Source organism: Thalassospira permensis NBRC 106175 (genome assembly GCF_000714555.1).
GTDB classification, from domain to species: domain Bacteria; phylum Pseudomonadota; class Alphaproteobacteria; order Rhodospirillales; family Thalassospiraceae; genus Thalassospira; species Thalassospira xiamenensis.
This window is the reverse complement of sequence record NZ_AUNC01000014.1, coordinates 1-17652: the sequence shown is the minus strand read 5'-3', so window position 1 is coordinate 17652 and position 17652 is coordinate 1. Positions and strand designations below refer to the sequence as shown.

Annotated in this window: 18 protein-coding genes; 12 read left to right on the top strand and 6 right to left on the bottom strand. The window is 55.0% G+C overall.

The features are described from left to right. Positions 1-14: 14 nt before the first annotated feature. Positions 15-410, top strand: a complete 396-nt coding sequence (locus tag SMB34_RS09320; protein ID WP_037989471.1) for a carboxymuconolactone decarboxylase family protein — start codon at positions 15-17, stop codon at positions 408-410. A 57-nt stretch (positions 411-467) separates the two neighbouring features. Here the strand turns inward: SMB34_RS09320 and cysS are convergent, their stop codons facing one another. The 3 genes from cysS to SMB34_RS09305 all read right to left on the bottom strand — a co-directional run bounded on the left by cysS (position 468) and on the right by SMB34_RS09305 (position 4955). Continuing rightward, a complete protein-coding gene (gene cysS, locus SMB34_RS09315) occupies positions 468-1847 on the bottom strand; it encodes a cysteine--tRNA ligase (RefSeq protein ID WP_037989469.1) in 1380 nt (459 codons plus the stop codon). A gap of 66 nt (positions 1848-1913) precedes the next feature. Continuing rightward, positions 1914-3266 (bottom strand): glutamate--tRNA ligase, encoded by a 1353-nt coding sequence (locus SMB34_RS09310; protein ID WP_037989466.1) that lies wholly within the window; start codon positions 3264-3266, stop codon positions 1914-1916. A 12-nt stretch (positions 3267-3278) separates the two neighbouring features. Continuing rightward, on the bottom strand, positions 3279-4955 hold the full coding sequence (locus SMB34_RS09305) for an NAD+ synthase (RefSeq protein WP_037989464.1): 1677 nt from the start codon (positions 4953-4955) through the stop codon (positions 3279-3281). A gap of 208 nt (positions 4956-5163) precedes the next feature. Here SMB34_RS09305 and SMB34_RS09300 point away from each other — a divergent pair, with 208 nt between their 5' ends. The 3 genes from SMB34_RS09300 to SMB34_RS09290 are packed head-to-tail and all read left to right on the top strand — an operon-like array spanning position 5164 to position 7451. After that, on the top strand, positions 5164-5508 hold the full coding sequence (locus SMB34_RS09300; protein WP_037989462.1) for a YbjQ family protein: 345 nt from the start codon (positions 5164-5166) through the stop codon (positions 5506-5508). A gap of 18 nt (positions 5509-5526) precedes the next feature. Beyond that, positions 5527-6876, top strand: coding sequence for a M48 family metalloprotease (locus tag SMB34_RS09295; protein ID WP_037989461.1), 1350 nt, complete (start codon positions 5527-5529; stop codon positions 6874-6876). Further along, the gene (locus tag SMB34_RS09290; protein ID WP_007091281.1) at positions 6876-7451 is read left to right on the top strand and encodes a hypothetical protein; all 576 of its coding nucleotides are present in this window, start codon (positions 6876-6878) and stop codon (positions 7449-7451) included. The genes SMB34_RS09295 and SMB34_RS09290 overlap by 1 nt, the downstream gene beginning before the upstream one ends. Before the next feature lie 65 nt (positions 7452-7516). Here the strand turns inward: SMB34_RS09290 and SMB34_RS09285 are convergent, their stop codons facing one another. Continuing rightward, entirely contained in the window at positions 7517-8002 is a 486-nt protein-coding gene (locus SMB34_RS09285; protein WP_007091280.1) for a hypothetical protein, read from the bottom strand. 246 nt (positions 8003-8248) lie between these two features. After that, entirely contained in the window at positions 8249-9634 is a 1386-nt protein-coding gene (locus tag SMB34_RS09280; RefSeq protein WP_007091279.1) for a class II 3-deoxy-7-phosphoheptulonate synthase, read from the bottom strand. A 118-nt stretch (positions 9635-9752) separates the two neighbouring features. On the opposite strand from SMB34_RS09280, the gene SMB34_RS21040 reads away from it, so the two are divergent. The 4 genes from SMB34_RS21040 to SMB34_RS09260 all read left to right on the top strand — a co-directional run bounded on the left by SMB34_RS21040 (position 9753) and on the right by SMB34_RS09260 (position 12623). After that, positions 9753-10334, top strand: coding sequence for a hypothetical protein (locus SMB34_RS21040; RefSeq protein WP_139189999.1), 582 nt, complete (start codon positions 9753-9755; stop codon positions 10332-10334). Positions 10335-10346: 12 nt separating this feature from the next. Then, complete coding sequence (locus SMB34_RS09270; protein ID WP_063095965.1) at positions 10347-11144, top strand: hypothetical protein; 798 nt, start codon at positions 10347-10349, stop codon at positions 11142-11144. Between the two features lie 111 nt (positions 11145-11255). Beyond that, positions 11256-12005: a sulfite exporter TauE/SafE family protein gene (locus SMB34_RS09265; RefSeq protein ID WP_037989454.1), complete on the top strand. Its 750-nt coding sequence runs from the start codon at positions 11256-11258 to the stop codon at positions 12003-12005. 48 nt (positions 12006-12053) lie between these two features. Beyond that, on the top strand, positions 12054-12623 hold the full coding sequence (locus tag SMB34_RS09260; RefSeq protein WP_037989452.1) for an IMPACT family protein: 570 nt from the start codon (positions 12054-12056) through the stop codon (positions 12621-12623). A gap of 9 nt (positions 12624-12632) precedes the next feature. Here the strand turns inward: SMB34_RS09260 and gntR are convergent, their stop codons facing one another. After that, the gene (gene gntR, locus SMB34_RS09255; RefSeq protein ID WP_037989451.1) at positions 12633-13658 is read right to left on the bottom strand and encodes an HTH-type transcriptional regulator GntR; all 1026 of its coding nucleotides are present in this window, start codon (positions 13656-13658) and stop codon (positions 12633-12635) included. A gap of 141 nt (positions 13659-13799) precedes the next feature. Between gntR and SMB34_RS09250 the strand changes: the two genes are divergently transcribed. The 4 genes from SMB34_RS09250 (at position 13800) to SMB34_RS09235 (ending at position 17597) form a co-directional block, all read left to right on the top strand. Further along, on the top strand, positions 13800-14411 hold the full coding sequence (locus tag SMB34_RS09250) for a gluconokinase (protein WP_071239407.1): 612 nt from the start codon (positions 13800-13802) through the stop codon (positions 14409-14411). Then, positions 14408-15436: a TRAP transporter substrate-binding protein gene (locus SMB34_RS09245; protein ID WP_037989447.1), complete on the top strand. Its 1029-nt coding sequence runs from the start codon at positions 14408-14410 to the stop codon at positions 15434-15436. The genes SMB34_RS09250 and SMB34_RS09245 overlap by 4 nt, the downstream gene beginning before the upstream one ends. A gap of 156 nt (positions 15437-15592) precedes the next feature. Beyond that, positions 15593-16216, top strand: a complete 624-nt coding sequence (locus SMB34_RS09240) for a TRAP transporter small permease subunit (RefSeq protein WP_205618043.1) — start codon at positions 15593-15595, stop codon at positions 16214-16216. 73 nt (positions 16217-16289) lie between these two features. Further along, positions 16290-17597: a TRAP transporter large permease gene (locus SMB34_RS09235; protein WP_007091270.1), complete on the top strand. Its 1308-nt coding sequence runs from the start codon at positions 16290-16292 to the stop codon at positions 17595-17597. The last annotated feature ends 55 nt before the right edge of the window (positions 17598-17652 follow it).

Here is a 17652-nt window from a genome sequence, read left to right as displayed (position 1 = left end):
CGCAGGAGCCCCTTATGGCTGAACAGAAAAGCGCGCTCGATGCCGGGCGCGATGTTGTCGCACGTCTGAACCCACCGCTTGAAGACGCCTTGGCCGAAAAATACGACACTCTGGTGCCGGGTTTTGCCGAAAGCCTCGTTGAATGGGCCTACGGCCGCCACTACGCGCGGCCCAACCTTGATCTGAAAACCCGTCAGCTTTGCACGATTTCCGCCCTGACGGTTCTGGGTGGGCAAACCGCACCGCAGCTTAAGATCAATATCAAACACAGTCTTGCCGCCGGTGCGACGCGCGAAGAAGTCATCGAAGCGATCTGGCAGATGGCGGTTTATGGCGGTCTTCCTGCCGCGATCAACGGCCTGAATGCAGCACAGGAACTGTTTGACGAACTGGACACCACCGCCACTTAAAGCAAAAAGGCACCGCAGGTCTCCCGGCGGTGCCTTTTCCAATTCAAATCCAACGGATCAAACGCGCTTCCAGCTCGTACCTTCCTTGAAGTCTTCAAGCAGGATACCACGCGCCAGAAGATCATTTCTGATCTGATCAGCGGTGGCAAAATCGCGGTTTTTCTTCGCTTCGGCACGCTGCTGGATCAGGCTGTCAATCTCGGCGGCCTCGTCCTCATCGGCAGAACCGGTGAACCAGGCTTCCGGATCATTTTCAAGAATACCCAGCAACGTTGCCGCCGCCAGAACACGGCCCTTGGCCTCGGCCTTGTCGTATTTCTTGGTCGCCTTGTTCAGTTCGGTCACCAGTTCATGGAATTCCGCAATCGCCAGCGGCGTATTAAGATCATCACACAGCGCATTCAGGACCGATTCCGGCACCGGCGTGTTTTCCGGTTCGATATCAGTGGTCTGACGAAGGGCGGTATAGAACCGATCCAGCGCCTCTTTGGCCTGACGCAGGTTTTCTTCGGTCCAGTTGATCGGCTGGTGATAGTGGGTTCCCAGCATCGCAAGCCGGATCGCCTCGCCCGGCCAGTTTTCCAAAAGCTCGTGCACGGTGACAAAGTTGCCAAGCGACTTGGACATCTTTTCACCTTCGACCATCAGATGGCCGTTATGCATCCAGTATTTGGCGTAACTAGAACCCTTGTTCGCGCAGCAGCTTTGCGCGATTTCGTTTTCATGATGCGGGAAAACCAGATCCGATCCGCCGCCATGAATGTCGAAATTCTCGCCCAGATAGCGCGTCGACATGGCAGAGCATTCAATATGCCAACCCGGACGCCCTCGACCCCATGGGCTTTCCCAGCCCGGCGTTTCGTCATCGGACGGCTTCCACAGAACGAAGTCCGCCGGGTCCTTTTTATAGGGGGCGACTTCAACCCGGGCACCGGCGATCATTTCCTTGCGGTCGCGACGCGACAGTTTGCCGTATTCTTCGTAGTGGCCGACGGAAAAGAGCACGTGCCCCTCGGCGGCATAGGCGAAGCCCTGTTCGATCAGGCTTTCGCACATCGCGATCATTTCGGCGATATGTTCGGTCGCGCGCGGTTCGATATCGGGCTTGGCAGCATTAAGCGCGCCCATATCCTCCAGGTAGGCCTGATGGGTGCGTTTGGTGATTTCCGAAATCGGCTCGCCGCTTTGGCGGGCGCGTTCGTTGATCTTGTCATCAACGTCGGTCACGTTGCGCACATAGGTCACGTTTGGATAGATATGACGCAACACACGCACCAGCGTATCAAACACCACAACAGGCCGTGCATTGCCGACATGGGCATAGTCATAAACCGTCGGGCCGCAGACATAAAGCCGGACATGTTTGGCATCGATCGGCTCGAACACCTGCTTTTCGCGGCTTAAGGTGTCATAGATACGCAATGTGGTCTTGGTCATGTTTTCGGTCCATATGACTTGTGTTTTCGGATTTGCGGGATATTCCGGCGGTCAAAGCTGTTTGCTTTAGACCGCCTTTCCACAAAGCCGTTCACACGCCTTTTCACGTCCGATCAGAACCAGCATCGCCGACATTTCCGGGCCATGTTCACGCCCCGTCAGTGCCTTGCGAAGCGGCATGAAAAGCTCCTTGCCCTTGCGGCCGGTCGCATCCTTGATCGCACCGGTCCACGCTTTCCAGCTGGTCGCATCAAGGTCACCTTCGGGCAGCATATCTGCCGCCTGCTTTAAAAATTCCACATCGGCATCGTCGATCTGCGGGATGACCTGCTTGGTGATCACATCCCACCATTCAACTGCTTCTGCCACGCGCCAGCAATTGCCGCGCACCGCGTTCCAGAATTCTTCCGGCGCGTCGCCCAGACCAAGGGCGTCAAGCTTTGGCTTTGCCGTTTCAAACGACATGTCATGAATGACTTTTTCATTCAGGCTGGCAAGTTCCGCAGGATCGAATTTCGGGGTCGAACGGCCATAATGCGAAAGATCAAATTTGCCCAGCACCTCGGTCAGCGTCGCCGGTTCGATCTTGTCGGATGCACCAAGCCCGGTCAGAAGCCCGACAAGTGAGGCAACCTCGAACCCGTCATTGCGCAGTTCACGCAGCGAAAGGCTGCCCAGACGTTTCGACAGCTGCGAACCACCCGGCCCCGCCAAAAGCGGCATATGAGCAAATTCAAGCGCACCGGGCTTACCGCCCATCGCCATGTAAAGCAGGATCTGCGATACCGTGTTGGTCACATGGTCTTCGCCGCGAATGATATGGGTAACACCCATTTCAAGATCATCAACAACCGAACCCAGCATATAAAGCAGCGATCCGTCTTCGCGGATCAGAACCGGGTCGGACACATGTTCGGTGTCAAACGTACAAATCCCGCGCGTCAGGTCATCCCATTCAACCACGCCATCCGTCAGAAGGAAGCGCCAATGCGGTTTGCGGCCCTCGGCCTCAAGATGGGCGATTTCATCATCCGAAAGCGTCAATGCCTTGCGGTCATAGATAAACGGCTGGTGACGCTGGCGGGCGGCCTTGCGTTTCCAGTTAAGTTCGCCTTCGGTTTCATAGCACGGATAAAGCATGTTGCGCGATTTCAGGTCATCAATCGCCGCGTCATATTTATCCTGTCGCAGGCTTTGACGTTCTTCGCGGTCCCAGTCGATGCCAAGCCATTTCAGGTCTTCGCGGATCGCATCAACATATTCGTCTTTGGAACGGACCGGATCGGTATCGTCAAAGCGCAGGATGAACTCGCCACCATGTTTCCGGGCATAAAGCCAGTTCATCATGGCAACGCGGGCGTTACCGACATGGAGAAGCCCGGTCGGGCTGGGCGCAAATCGCAGGACAGGTTTTGTCATTTCAAACTTTTTTCAGGTCACTAAATTCGTGAAACCGTTGGTAATCGGATAGCGGCGGTCGCGGCCAAAGGCACGCGGCGTGATCTTGACCCCGGGCGGTGCCTGTCGGCGTTTATATTCCGCCCGGTCAAGCAATCGCCAGACCCGGCGTACCGTAGCCTCGTCATGGCCGCTTTGCACAATCTCGGAAACAGACTGTTCGCCTTCAATCATCTGATGAAGGATATCATCAAGAACGTCATAAGGCGGCAGGCTATCTTCGTCTTTCTGATCCGGGCGCAATTCGGCTGATGGCGGCTTGGTAATGATCCGTTCCGGGATCACGACGCCGTCCGGGCCAAGTGCGCCCACCGGATGATGGGCATTGCGCCAATGGCAAAGCGCAAACACCGTTGTTTTATAAAGATCTTTCAAAACCGAATAGCCACCGCACATGTCACCATACAGCGTGGCATAGCCAACCGACATTTCCGACTTGTTGCCCGTCGTCAGAACCATATCGCCGAACTTGTTTGAAAGCCCCATCAGGATGATCCCGCGCGAACGGGCCTGAATGTTTTCTTCGGTAATATCCGGGTCGCGGCCTTCGAATGCCGGGGCAAGCATCTGTTCGAATGCATCCATGGCAGGCCCGATATTGATGCTTTCAATCCCGGTTTTCAGCATCCCCGCGCATTGTTTGGCATCTTCAAGGCTTTCGCGCGACGTGTAAGGCGAGGGCATCATCACCAGCCGCACCCGATCTGATCCCAGCGCATCAACAGCAATGGCGGCTGAAAGCGCGCTATCAATCCCGCCCGACATGCCGATCACAACACCCGGGAACCGGTTTTTGTTCACATAATCCCGAAGCCCCAGAACCAATGTCTGGTATATTGCATCAAGCCCGCTTGGATAATCGGCCTTTGGTGCATTTTCATCGCACCGCCAGCTACCATTTTCACTGCGCGACCATGTGCTGGTGGCGACATCCTCGGCAAAGCCCGGCAGGGCCACGGCCAGTGATCCATCACCGTTAAGGCCAAATGAACCGCCATCAAACACCAGTTCGTCCTGACCACCGACTTCGTTGCAGTAAATCATCGGAACGCCGGTTTCACGCACCCGATCCGCAATCAGGTTACGGCGTAGATCGCCCTTGTCGGCCTCAAACGGTGATCCGTTCGGCACCAGGAAAATTTCCGCCCCGCGATCGCGCAGATGGGCAACAACCTTTGGCGTCCAAACGTCCTCGCAGATCGGCACACCAAGTGTTACCCCCCGGAATGACACGACGTCGGGCATCGGTCCGGCACTGAACACGCGTTTTTCATCAAACACGCCATAATTCGGCAGGTCGTTTTTTGCCCGCACCGTTTCGATCTTGCCCTGATCGATCAGAAGAACCGCGTTAAAGCGTTCCCCGTCAATATCCCACGGTGTCGTTAACAACAAGGCCGGGCCGTTTTTGCGCGACCTGGTGCGTTCGCAGATATCTTCGACCGCATGACGCAGATGGCGCATGAAGGCAGGCTTCATCACCAGATCCTCGGGCGGATAGCCCGACAGAACCAGTTCGGAATAAAGGACAATATCCGCGCCCTGATCGGCCGCAGTTTCCCAGGCAGCCACAACTTTCTCGGCATTCCCGGCAACGTCGCCGACAATGGGGTTAAGCTGGGCAATCGCGATGGCAAGCATATTTGTCATGATGTTGGAATAGGAGGCGTCCGGTTTGGTGTCAATTGCCGAATGCGCGATAGCAGCACTGCATCGGCAACAATGCCGTATTTTTGCACTGTCACCGCAACTTCATTCACCGTCACTTGATAATCGCTTGCAATACGTTCGCAAAGTGGCTTTATTGCGCCAGCCGAAAAATCGGCACCAAAAACAATAATTTGAGACGAGCAAACCAATGACGAAAAACCAAAACACGGTGGCAGAATTGCCGGTCGTGACAATATCCCATATTCCGGGCCGTGAAATCAGCGAAAATCTGGGCATCGTATTTGGCAGTTCAGTTCGCAGCCGAAGCTTCCTGTTTGATATTTTTGCCTTTTTCAAAAACCTGTTTGGCGGCGAAGTGCGTTCTTATACCCGCCTTCTAGAACAGGCCCAGACCGAGGCCCTCGAACGTCTGGTCAAACAGGCCGGTGTGATGGATGCCGATGCGGTTGTTGATGTGCATTTTTCCACATCGCAGGTCGCATACAAGGCGGCTGAAATCTTTGCCTATGGCACGGCTGTTCGCCTGAAATAATCCCCGGAGTCTTTTCCAATGCAGGAACTATTTGTTCCGGGGATCATGCTAATGATCCTGATCGGGATCGCCTTTGTGACAGGCCGTCTGGCTGAAGCCGCCCACGAACGCGCCCTGCGCCGTGACGAGCAACTTTTGCCAAATCAGCACCTGAGCACCGAGGACCATGCCCCCGAAGACATCCTTCTGCGTTACAGCAGAATGGTCACCGGCAAGGTTGTGATCGGCGAAGACCGGTTCCGCAATCTGCTTGCGCGTCTGCGCATTTTCGTTGGCGGCCGATTGGGGGCACACGAAGCCACCATCACGCGTGCCAAACGCGAAGCCATGCTGCGCATGCGGACCGACGCCAAGGGCGCATCCCACATTACCGGCATCCGCATGACTACCGCCCAGCTTGGCCGCGGCATGGTTGAAATGATGGTTTCGGGCACGGCCCTTTATACCGACAAACGCCCCAGCGGCGGCTTTCCGTCTGCCCTGCCTGATGATGGCATCAATATCAGCCATAAAAACCTGCTGGTTGAATTTACATCGGCAAGTGCGGCGTTTCTGTTTATCTGCTGGGGCATTTACGCTACCAGCGGTTTTGCTGTCGAATGGGCAACCCGCCAGATTTCGATCGAGGATGAAATCGCCATCTGGTCCGAGCTTGAAGGCGACTACATCACCGAACGCCGCAGCGATGATCAACGCAGCCTGCCGGAACGCTATATCCTTGATCTGATCAACTCGATCCCGAAATCAGCCCTTGGCCCGGCTGCGGCCTATGATTTCGAAGTTGTCATCATCCCCGATGACACGCCAAATGCCGCCGCCCTGCCCGGTGGGCTGATCCTTGTGCATACCGGCATGCTTGAACTGGTCGATACCGAAAACGAACTGTTATCCATCCTTGGTCATGAAATCGGCCATTATAATGGCCGTGATCATCTTGAAGGGCTAGGGCGGCAGGCGGTTGGCGTTGCCCTGTCGGCGATGATGTTCCAGGCCGATGCGGTTCTGACCACCTGGATCGCTGGTTGGCCGAAAATGCTGGCCGACCTGGATTATTCCCGATCCCAGGAACTTGATGCCGATAAATGGGGACTCGATATCGTCATGGCGAAATATGGCCATGCCACCGATGTCGCAACCACCTTTGCCAAGCTTGCAATGATGCAGGAGGATGAGAGCATGCTTGATTATCTCGGCACGCACCCTCATCCAATGGATCGCGTGCGACGCCTTAATAAAATGGTCACGGACCGCAATCTGCCGCTTGGTGAACCGATACCTCTACAGACAGCTTTCGAACGATATGTCGATGCCCTCGAAGGGCAATCAGCAATCTACGACGAATACGAAGCTCCGGAAGGATCAGAATAATGCGTCTCTTTTTATCCCCGTTCCGCTTTCTTAGCGTCAGCGGCAAACCCAATATCGAATTCTGGTTCACCCAGTGCATCATTCTGGCATCAACGGTTCTTGGTGTGTATCTGGCAAGCTTTGCCGGCTTCCGGATTGCGGTTGATTTCGACCGCTATCAAAGTCTGTCGGATGTCAGCTATCTGGAAAAATCGCTTGAGGCCGAGTTTGTCGACAATATCGAGCGTGTAGAACAATGGATCGCGGAATATCCCGAAGCCCCGATGAAATGGCACGCCCGCGAACTGACGCCAGAAGCGACGCATCGCCTTGACGATATGGTCTGGTCGACGATGCGTTATTCACCGCGTACGTTCGAGGTCCATCCGGAAATCATTACCGGCGTGCGTCGTTTCTATACCGGTATCGAAGCCCAGATGACCAGTCTGTTCCAGCAACAGTCAGCCAACGGCTATTCCCGTCGCGCCATTGAAAACATGAAACAGCAGGTCGCGGCTGCACGCAACGATATCCTGCCAAAACTGCGTGGCGAAATCGAAACGCTTGATGCAGAACTGGCCGAGATGATGGATTGATCGACCGATCCGACAATGCGAAGGCCGGGAAGCATAAAACACCCGGCCTTTTTTATGCGGAATTTTTACAGCGCCAGTGCAGCGTCAATTTCATCCTGGCTCATGGTTTTGGCCGACCCATGGATGATGCCACTTGCGACATCCATGAAACGCTGCAGGGACAATGTCACCGTACTGGCAGTTTCGCGTAAAAGGTCTTCATTACCCTCGGCAATCAGCGCATCAAGCTGTTCGTTGGCGCGAAACACGATGGCATTCATATGCTCGATGGTTTCCTCGAACGGGCGGCGGAAACGAGCCGGCACATGATCATAGGCCTCAATCGCCAATTCCTTGTCGGAAAAGGCACTGTCACGGAAATGGTCCTGATAGCTTTTCGGCGCCCATTCCTTGCAGTCCTCAATCATGTCGGGCATGTCCGGAACCATTTCCAGAAGCATCACGATTTCATTGAAATGGTTCAGGTAATCGGTCGCAAGCAGCGTGGTCGAGGAAATGTTGGTTCCCTCCACTTTTTTCTGCCATGCGGCGAAATCCGCCTCATCCACCATGTTTCGTGCGACCCCTTCCCCAAAATCCCCGCGATATCGTGCCGCGATTGTCTATACTTAAGGATGTTGTGCCAATCAGTGTAGAGGCAAAATGCATACTCACTGTCAGAATTAACGAAACATCCTCCAGCCACGCATCCCTTAAATAGAAAAAACCACGAACTCAACTCTCAAAAAGACATGCCATCTATAAAAAAGGCGTCCGGTTTCCCGAACGCCTTTTCGCATCAATTGTTCGATGTTCAATTATGCCGACGCTGCAAGCTGCTCCGCACGAACGCTGTCGCGTTCTTTTTTGATCATTTCGGCGATCAGGAAGGCAAGTTCAAGGGCCTGCCCGCCATTCAAACGCGGATCGCAATGGGTGTGGTAACGATCCGACAGGCTGTCGACCGTCACTTCACGTGCACCGCCAATGCATTCGGTCACATCCGTACCGGTCATTTCAAAATGAACGCCACCGGCATGGGTGCCTTCGGCCTTGTGCACATCAAAGAACGATTTGACTTCCGACAGGATCGCATCGAACGGACGGGTTTTATAACCGTTCGCCGCCTTGATCGTGTTGCCATGCATCGGATCGCAGGACCAGACAACCTTGCGGCCCTCTGCCTTGACCCGCTGCACCAGACGGGGCAGGTGATCTTCAACCTTGCCCGCTCCCATGCGCGCGATCAGAGTCAGACGACCGGCTTCGTTTTTCGGGTTCAACGCATCGATCAGACGGATCAGATCGTCTTCTTCGGTGGTCGGTCCGCATTTCATGCCAATCGGGTTGTTCACACCACGCATGAATTCAACATGCGCCCCGTCAAGCTGACGGGTACGATCACCGATCCACAGCATATGTGCCGAACAGTCATACCAGTCACCGGTCAGGCTGTCCTGACGGGTCAGGGCCTGTTCGTAACCCAGCAAAAGCGCCTCGTGCGAGGTATAGAAATCCGTCTCGCGCATCTGCGGGGCGGTTTCGGCCGTGATGCCGCACGCCTGCATGAAGGCAACAGCTTCGTCAATCTGGGTTGTCATCTTGCGATATCGTTCGCCCGCGGGGCTGTTATCGACAAATGACAGGTTCCAACGGTGTATTTTGCTCAGGTCGGCAAACCCGCCCTGCGCGAAAGCACGCAAAAGGTTTAGCGTCGATGCCGACTGGTTATAGGCACGGATCTGGCGCTGCGGATCCGGAACACGGGCTTCGGATGTGAACTCGATGCCGTTGATATTGTCACCGCGATAGCTTGGCAGTTCGACGCCATCAATGGTTTCGGTATCCGCCGAGCGCGGCTTGGCAAACTGCCCCGCCATACGGCCAACCTTGACCACCGGGCATGCCGCGCCATAGGTCAGGACAACCGCCATCTGCAACATGACCTTAAAGGTGTCGCGAATGTTGTTGGGATGAAATTCCTTAAAGCTCTCGGCACAGTCCCCGCCCTGCAGCAGGAATGCGTTGCCTTCGGCAACTTCACCAAGCTTTTCTTTCAACGCGCGCGCTTCGCCAGCAAATACCAAAGGAGGATAGCTGCCGAGCTCTTGCTCTACGGCCTTGACGGCCTGTGCATCCGGATATGTCGGCATCTGCTTCACAGGCAGTTTGCGCCAACTATCAATGCTCCAGCTCTTGCTCATTTGCTTCCTCTCAATCCGGCATGTTCATCATGCCGTTACTATACCATATAATCAGCGTCACAGCGGATTTCCGCCCATATCGCCGGTGCTGTCAACCGGGCCAAACTTGATACGGGTTTTGCAACCGCATTTCCACCCCTTCCGTGCAATTCGCAAAGAAAAACCCGCAAATTTTTACCAATACCCACAAACAAAACGCAAAATTCCACCCCAAGCCGCCATTCCAGATGGATTTGGGAGGATGCTCGTTCTCGTCGGGGCTCTGGAAATCTTGCGAATCCGGCTGTCTTTCATGCCATCAACGCCCTATCAGCACTTCCGGTTTTCGTATCTGTCCATCACAAACTTACCTCGCGTCCGTCGGCAAAAGGCCAGCAACTTTGGAAAGATAAAGGCCATGCCCACAACCAACAGCAATAGTTTTGCCTTTCGCAAATCATTGATGGGTCCGCCTGGCCCGGCAATTCCAATACCGCGTCCGGTTTGGGGACCATGGAAACCGACCGACAGCGTGGCCCCCTGCCAAAGTTCAGATAATCCGGTTCCGCCACCCCTGCCAACTTCCACATCCGAGATGCGGTTTGAGTGGCGGCTTGAAAAAGCCAGCAAGCAATATAAGCCCAGCCTGCCATCCATGGCACCGGGACCGTTTGATCCGCCGATCATGAATTGGCGCCTCTATGTCAGCCAGATTTTATAGGGATGTAACGCCATGTTTGTTCTTCTGGACACAAATGGAAATCTCTTACGCCCGACACCCGAAGCATCAACAGCTTACAATTCATACTGGTACCCGGGAACAGCCGGCACGTCGGGCGACTTCGATTTTGGATCCGGATGCGAGGCATGGTTTACCTGCCCTGCCTGCCAACGCAAAGTTCCCAATGCCTTTGCACAGGCAGATCACAATTTTCCCGACAGCCTATTAAAAGACATGTTTACCGGTGCAAATCAAAACAGATACCAAGCGATTAGTAATCTGGCTGCGCAGCACAATAATAACCCTATGGCTGGCAACGGCTCCTGGGGCAACACATTGGGGGAAACGACCATCAGTCTCCCCGATTTCAGTTTTGTTCAATATTACGTCCTCGGTTACGGGGAGACCGACAAGACATTCTACGAAACATGGCGCAATGACGATGAAGACGATCCAATAGAAATATTGACCGCCACACGCGTCAACGGGCAAACACAGTTCAGGTTCAATGTGCCTGCCTTCCAGAACCCGATCACCCATTCTCTGGTCGATGTGGCCTGCGCCGACCACGATAATCTTTGTATGATCTGTTTGGCCTGCAATCAGGCAAAATCCAATGCACTTTATCCAGCCCACGAGCCTTTTACTCAAGAAGTGCGTCAACTACCCGGCGCAAACATTCGGCAGGCAAACGCAATGCCAACCAATCAGGGCGTAACCTATACCGTTCCCCCGGAAGGAGACTGCAACAACGCTCCCTCACCTTATCAGAATGACGATGATGTCGATATGCAAGACGAGGATACTTAGTCCTCGTAACCGCCTTGTAGATTCCGGCGTTAAACCCTGAAAACCAGTATTAATCGATAAACTTATCAACTATTAGACAAGGGTATTCCAAGCAGGATCAACGGAACCCCTATGACAATCGAAACGGCAGTGATCATTGCCTGCGCCTATTTCATTGCCGCTTTTGTCAAAGGGGCAACCGGGCTTGGCTTTTCAACATCCGCCTTGCCGGTTCTCGCCCTTGGTATCGGGTTAAAAGCCGCGATGCCGCTGGTGATCATTCCATCACTGGTCAGCAACAGCATCGTCATGGCACAGGCCGGGCATTTTCACGAAACCGTCAAGCGGTTCTGGCCGATGTTTGTTGCCACCGTGCCGGGGCTTGTCGTCGGGCTTGTGGTGCTTGATCTGGTCAACAGCCTGATGGCGGGGGCGGTTCTTGGCATTGTTTTGATGGTTTACGGCGCATTGACGTTATGGCGGCCGGGGCGGCCGGTACCGGAAAAACTGCAAAAACCATTGGCCCCGGTGATGGGGTTCGCAACGGGGCTTGTCAATGGCATTACCGGATCACAGGTCATGCCGGTTCTGCCTTTCCTTCTGGCCCTTCGTCTGGACCCGAAACGTTTCATACAGGCGATCAATATTTCCTTCAGCCTGTCGAGCATCGTTATGGCCATTGGCCTGTCAAAACTTGGCCTGATGACGCTTGAAACTGTCTGGATATCTCTTGCCGGGTTGATCCCGGTTTATCTGGGCACCAAGCTTGGCGGCATTGTCAGATCACGCATGGATGCGGAAAGTTTCCGCAGGCTGGTTCTGATCATGCTGGTGATCTTCGGGGTGATCCTGATCGGCAAATTCGCGCTGTTTCACCCTTAACGCTTGAGCACGCTGGTGCAATGCGCCTGCCTTTGCTATCCAGTCGTGATGAAAACCATCGCCCGCGCCGCATTTGCCGAAACCGAAGAAAAGAAATCGCGCTTCCTGGCCGAGCTGGTCCCTTATGACCATCTTGCGGCACGACTGGCGGAATTGCGCGCGGCCCATCCCAAGGCCAATCATCATGTCACCGCCTATCGATACCTGAATGACGAAGACCAGTTGATCGAACATGGCAAGGATGATGGCGAACCATCGGGCACATCTGGCGTGCCGTGCCTGAAGGTGCTTCAGGGGCGCGACCTGATCAATGTTGCGGTGATCGTCACGCGCTATTTCGGCGGGGTGAAGCTTGGCACCGGCGGATTGGTGCGCGCTTATAGCGGGGCGGCAAATGCGGTTTGCAGCGTCGCTGATTTCATCGATTATGTCCCAAAGGGAGAGGCCGAACTGTTTGCCGGATTTTCCGACGCCGGAACGCTCGAACAGGCCTGCGCACAGGATGGGATCACGGTTCTGGACCGGCAATTTGATAGCATGGGCACGCATATCCGGATTTCAGGACCAAAGGATCTGGTTGCCGAACTGGCCGGACGTTTCCCGATCCATCGAGATTAGAACAGGATATCAGCCCCGCCGCGCGGTGCTTTGGCGTTCCTGTAACTGGAAACCAAGATCGACAACCGGCTTTTCCGGCTCCTGCCCCTCCAGCCGCAAACGGATCATATCAACCGCCGTTTTGCCGATCCCGTAGCGGTTTGTCCGGATACTGGTCAATGACGGACAGGCCGCTGCCATCATTTCAAGATCGTTGAAACCGATAATGCCAAGGTCTTCGGGCACACGCAGCCCGGCATGCTGGCAGCCAAACAGAACGCCCAGCGCCATATCATCGTTGTTGCAAAAAACCGCTTCAATATCCGGGCGCTTTGCACGCAACGTTGCGATCAGTTCTGCGCCCAGTGATGTGCTTGATGACCGGGTTGTTGTCATGAACAGCTCCGAATCATACCGGCCTGCTGATCGCAATGCTTCGGCAAAGCCTTCCATGCGGCGGCGTGATCGCGGGTCCATGCGTGCACCGATGAAACCGATATTGCGATATCCGCGCTGCAACAGGTGATACCCGGCCGCGCGCCCGCCTTCGAAATGCGAGAATCCGACCATCATATCAATCGGATCGGGATCGACTTCCATGACCTGCACCACCGGACAATCGGCACTTTCCAGCAAGGCCCGCGCCGCCGGGGTCTGATCCCCACCCGCAACAATCAGGGCAGCCGGGCGCTGCCCAAGGAAAATGCGGATCAGGCGTTCTTCTTCTGCCGCGACATAGCGCGAATTGCCAAGCTGCACCTGAAGCGGCCCCTGTTCGAGCTCGTCATAAATCGCGCGCAGCGTATCGGCAAACACGTTATTGGTCAGCGACGGCACGATCACGCCAACAATGTTGGACCGCGATGATGCCAGCGCACTGGCATGGGAATGGGGAACATAATCAAGCTTGCGAACGGCGGCATCGATGCGTTCGCGCAACGGGGCGGATACCTTGGCCGGATCACGCAAGGCCCGTGAAACGGTGATCGTGCTGACCCCGGCCTTATCAGCCACATCAGCGATGGTCGGCCGTCCGGCCCCTCTGCGTTTTCTCATGTCTTCCTTCTCATGCCCTGTTCCTCATATCCGCGATCCCGGCGTTGCACAATATCTGTTGACTCGATGTTAGCGCTATCATTATGTTAGCGCTAACAAAGCAAGGCGGGCAAGGCCCGCTCAAGAAAAGACGAAATAAAAGTGGCGGGAGGATTAGCCATCAAAGCCGAATTTGTCATCGTGATGGGTGTCAGCGGATCAGGCAAGACCGCGGTCGCAAAGGGCCTTGCCAGCATCATGAATGGTGTGTGGCTTGACGCGGACGATTATCATCCCCCGCAAAATGTCGAAAACATGCGCAATGGCATCCCGCTTGATGACGAGATGCGCTGGCCTTGGCTGGCATCACTTGGGGCGGCTGCCAAAGAAGTCGCGCATGGAATTGAGTCAAACTATGTATCGCCGAAAATCTTTATCGCCTGTTCGGCACTGAAACGGCGCTATCGCGATTTCCTGCGCGATCACATGGCACCCGTAACTTTTGTTTTTCTGGACGGTTCGCGCGAAGTGATCCGGTCCCGGCTGGATCGCCGGGTCGGCCATTTCATGCCGCCCGGATTGCTTGACAGTCAGTTGGCCGATCTCGAACCGCTGGGGCCGGACGAGATCAGCGTGACTGTTTCCATCGACGCCCCGATTGAAGCCGTGGTTTCGACCGCTGCTGCCCGTCTTGCAGCCGGCGAAATCGACAGTCCATCCACCAAAACGCATAACACCGCCGGAAAACCGGTAACCCAGGGAGAAGACAGATGACCCTATCGTTCAAGACACTCGCCGGAACCGCACTTGCCGCCAGCCTGATGATGGCATCACCGCTGATCGCAAATGCACAGGAATTCACCCTTAAAGTCCAGTCAAGCGATGCGGCTGGCGTGCCGAACTTTGTACTGGAGCAGGAATGGGCGGAGCGTGTCGGCAAAATGTCGGGCGGACGCATTTCGGTTGAAATGCTGCCGGTCAACTCGGTTGTTGAACATGCCGAAACCCAGGACGCAATTGCTGCTGGCATCATTGACGGCCACATCACCGATACCAGCTATTTCACCGGTAAAGACCCGGCATTCGGCCTGATCGCCAATCCGGTCGGTGCATGGTCGGCACCGTCCGAAATGCTGCGTTTCGTTGAATATGGTGGCGGCAAGGAACTGATGAATGAACTGCTGCAACCCTATGGCCTGCATTTCATCGGGGCGGTGACACCGGGCCTTGAGGCATTCGTTTCGTCAAAACCGCTTGATGGCGTTGCCGATCTCAAGGGGCTGAAAATGCGCGCACCAGAAGGTATGGTGCAGGAAGTCTTTGCCGCGGCCGGTGCGTCGCCTGTGAACATTCCGCAGTCCGAAGTTTTCACATCCCTTGATAAAAAGGTGATTGATGCTGCGGATGCGACCGTGTTCTCGACCAACCAGGCAATGGGTCTGCATGACGTCGCCAAACATCCGGTCTATCCGGGCTTCCATTCCATGCCGATGCTTGAAGTTTCGGTCAACAAGGCGAAATGGGATTCCATGCCCGAAGACCTCCAGACCATTCTGGAAGTTTCGGTCCGTGATCTTGCGCGCGACATGGACGCACAGCTGGCCATGAAAGACATGGAAGCCGTTGCCAAGGCCCGTGCCGAAGGTGGGGTTACCATCCACAACTGGTCGGCCGAGGAACGCAACAAATTCCGTAAAATCGCAACCAGCCAGTGGGAAAAAGTCGCGGCACGTTCGGAAAATGCCCAGAAGGTTTATGATACACTCGTCAAATACCTGACCGAACAGGGCATGATCTGAGCCTGCCTTGATACATCCGTTTCCGGCGGTACCCGCAAAGGCCCGCCGGAACGACCCGGTACAATCCGGCCAAGCCCGATAGAAGAGACGCTATCGGGTGATGCGGTCCTCCCCGTTGCCGGATTGTATTCTTTGTCGTGACAAGGAATGCTGAAAATGGCCCCGAGCGCAGAAAAAATGGCGCATAGCGAAATTCCCCCTGCCCTGGAACCGGATGGCGCATTAACCCCCGTACCAGAGGTTTCCGGCATTTTTGGCCGGGTTGTCGACAAGATCAGCACGGTTTTCGCGCTGGGTTTCCTGTTGGCGATGGGTATCCTGATTTTCGAGATTTTCATGCGTCACGTTTTTAACAGCCCGACCCTTTGGGCGCATGAAACCACAACGTTTTTATCGGCCATCGGCTTTGTTTTTGCCGGGCTTTACTGTGCATCGCGCGACAAACATATCCGGGTTGTTATCATCTATGACATTGCCGGGCCGAAATTGCGTCGGGCACTTGATATCGGCATATCAATCGTCTGTGCCATTTCGTCGGGCTTTTTCGCCTGGGCGGGGTGGTTGATGGTGCAGCGTGCCGCCTTCAAACCCGATGGTAGCATCCATCTGGAAACCACCGGCAGCGCCTTTAACGCGCCTTATCCGGGATTACTGAAAATCTTCATGCTGTTGGTTCTGATCGCGTTAACGATCCAGTTTGTCGTTCTGGCGATCAATTATGTCCGCGCCAAACCTGATGATGTGCGCGCAAATTCCGGGGCGGCAAAAGACAATGACTGACCCGAACTCCTGCCCAAACTCGCCCATGCACAGCATGAAGACCGTTATATCCGGCGCAACAGGATAAATCCCGATGTTTGATTTGCAGTCCCTTGGCATTGAATATGGCACGCTTGCGATGTTCGTGCTGCTGCTTGGTTTTTTGATGACCGGCATGCCGCTGGCATTTGTGACCCTGCTGATTGCCCTGCTGTTTACCCTTGGCTGGTTCGGACCGATGGCGGTACCGCTGATCACAAGCAGGGTCTATTCGTTTGTGTCATCCTTTGTCTTTGTCTCGGTCCCGATGTTCGTGATGATGGCAGCAATCCTTGATCGATCCGGCATTGCCAAGGACCTGTTCGAAGCCATGCGCCTGTTTGGTGGCCGGCTTAAGGGCGGGGTTGCGGTCCAGACGATTTTTGTCGCCGTCATTCTGGCCGCCATGAGCGGCATCATCGGGGGCGAGATCGTGTTGCTGGGCTTGCTGGCACTGCCACAGATGCTCCGTCAGGGATATGACAAGAACCTGGCCATCGGGGTTGTCTGTGCTGGCGGGTCGCTAGGTACTATGGTGCCACCATCCATCGTTCTGATCATCTACGGCCTGACGGCGAATGTGTCGATCGGCGATCTGTTTACCGCATCCTTCCTGCCGGGCTTCATGCTGGCGGGATTCTATGTCGCCTATGTGCTGTTTCGAAGCTACACGGGGGATAATATCGCCCCGCCGCCGCGCACCGAAAAAATCCCGAACGAAGAAAAAATCCGCCTGCTCAAGGGCCTGATCCTGCCGTTCCTGGTCGTGATCTGTGTTTTGGGGTCGATCTATGGCGGAATTGCGTCGGTCACGGAAGCCTCGGCCGTCGGTGTTGCCGGGGTAGTTGCCTCGACGATTGTCCGGCGCGAATTTTCGCTTTCCATGCTCAAGGCCGCATCGCTTCAGACGCTATCGACATGCGGCATGATTGTCTGGATCGGGATTGGCGCATCGGCACTGGTCGGAGTATTCAACCTTATGGGCGGGATCAAGTTTGTATCCGTCCTGATTACCGGCATTTCCGATGACCCGATGATCATCATCCTGTTCATGATGCTGATCCTGTTCGTGCTGGGCATGTTCCTTGACTGGGTCGGTATCGCCCTTCTGACCATGCCGATCTTTGTTCCGATCATCAAACAGCTTGGCTTTGATCCAGTATGGTTCGGGGTGCTGTTTGCGATGAATATGCAGGTCAGCTTCCTGTCCCCGCCGTTTGGCCCTGCCGCATTTTACCTGAAATCCGTGGCACCACCGGACATAACGCTTGGCACGATCTTCAAGGCACTGGTGCCATTCATCTGCCTGCAGGTGCTGGCCGTGGCCATTCTGATCATCTTCCCGGGGATTACAGGGCGATAGGATCATCCAGGCCGATAGAAACCCAAAATGACAAAGGGGAAGCCATAACGGCTTC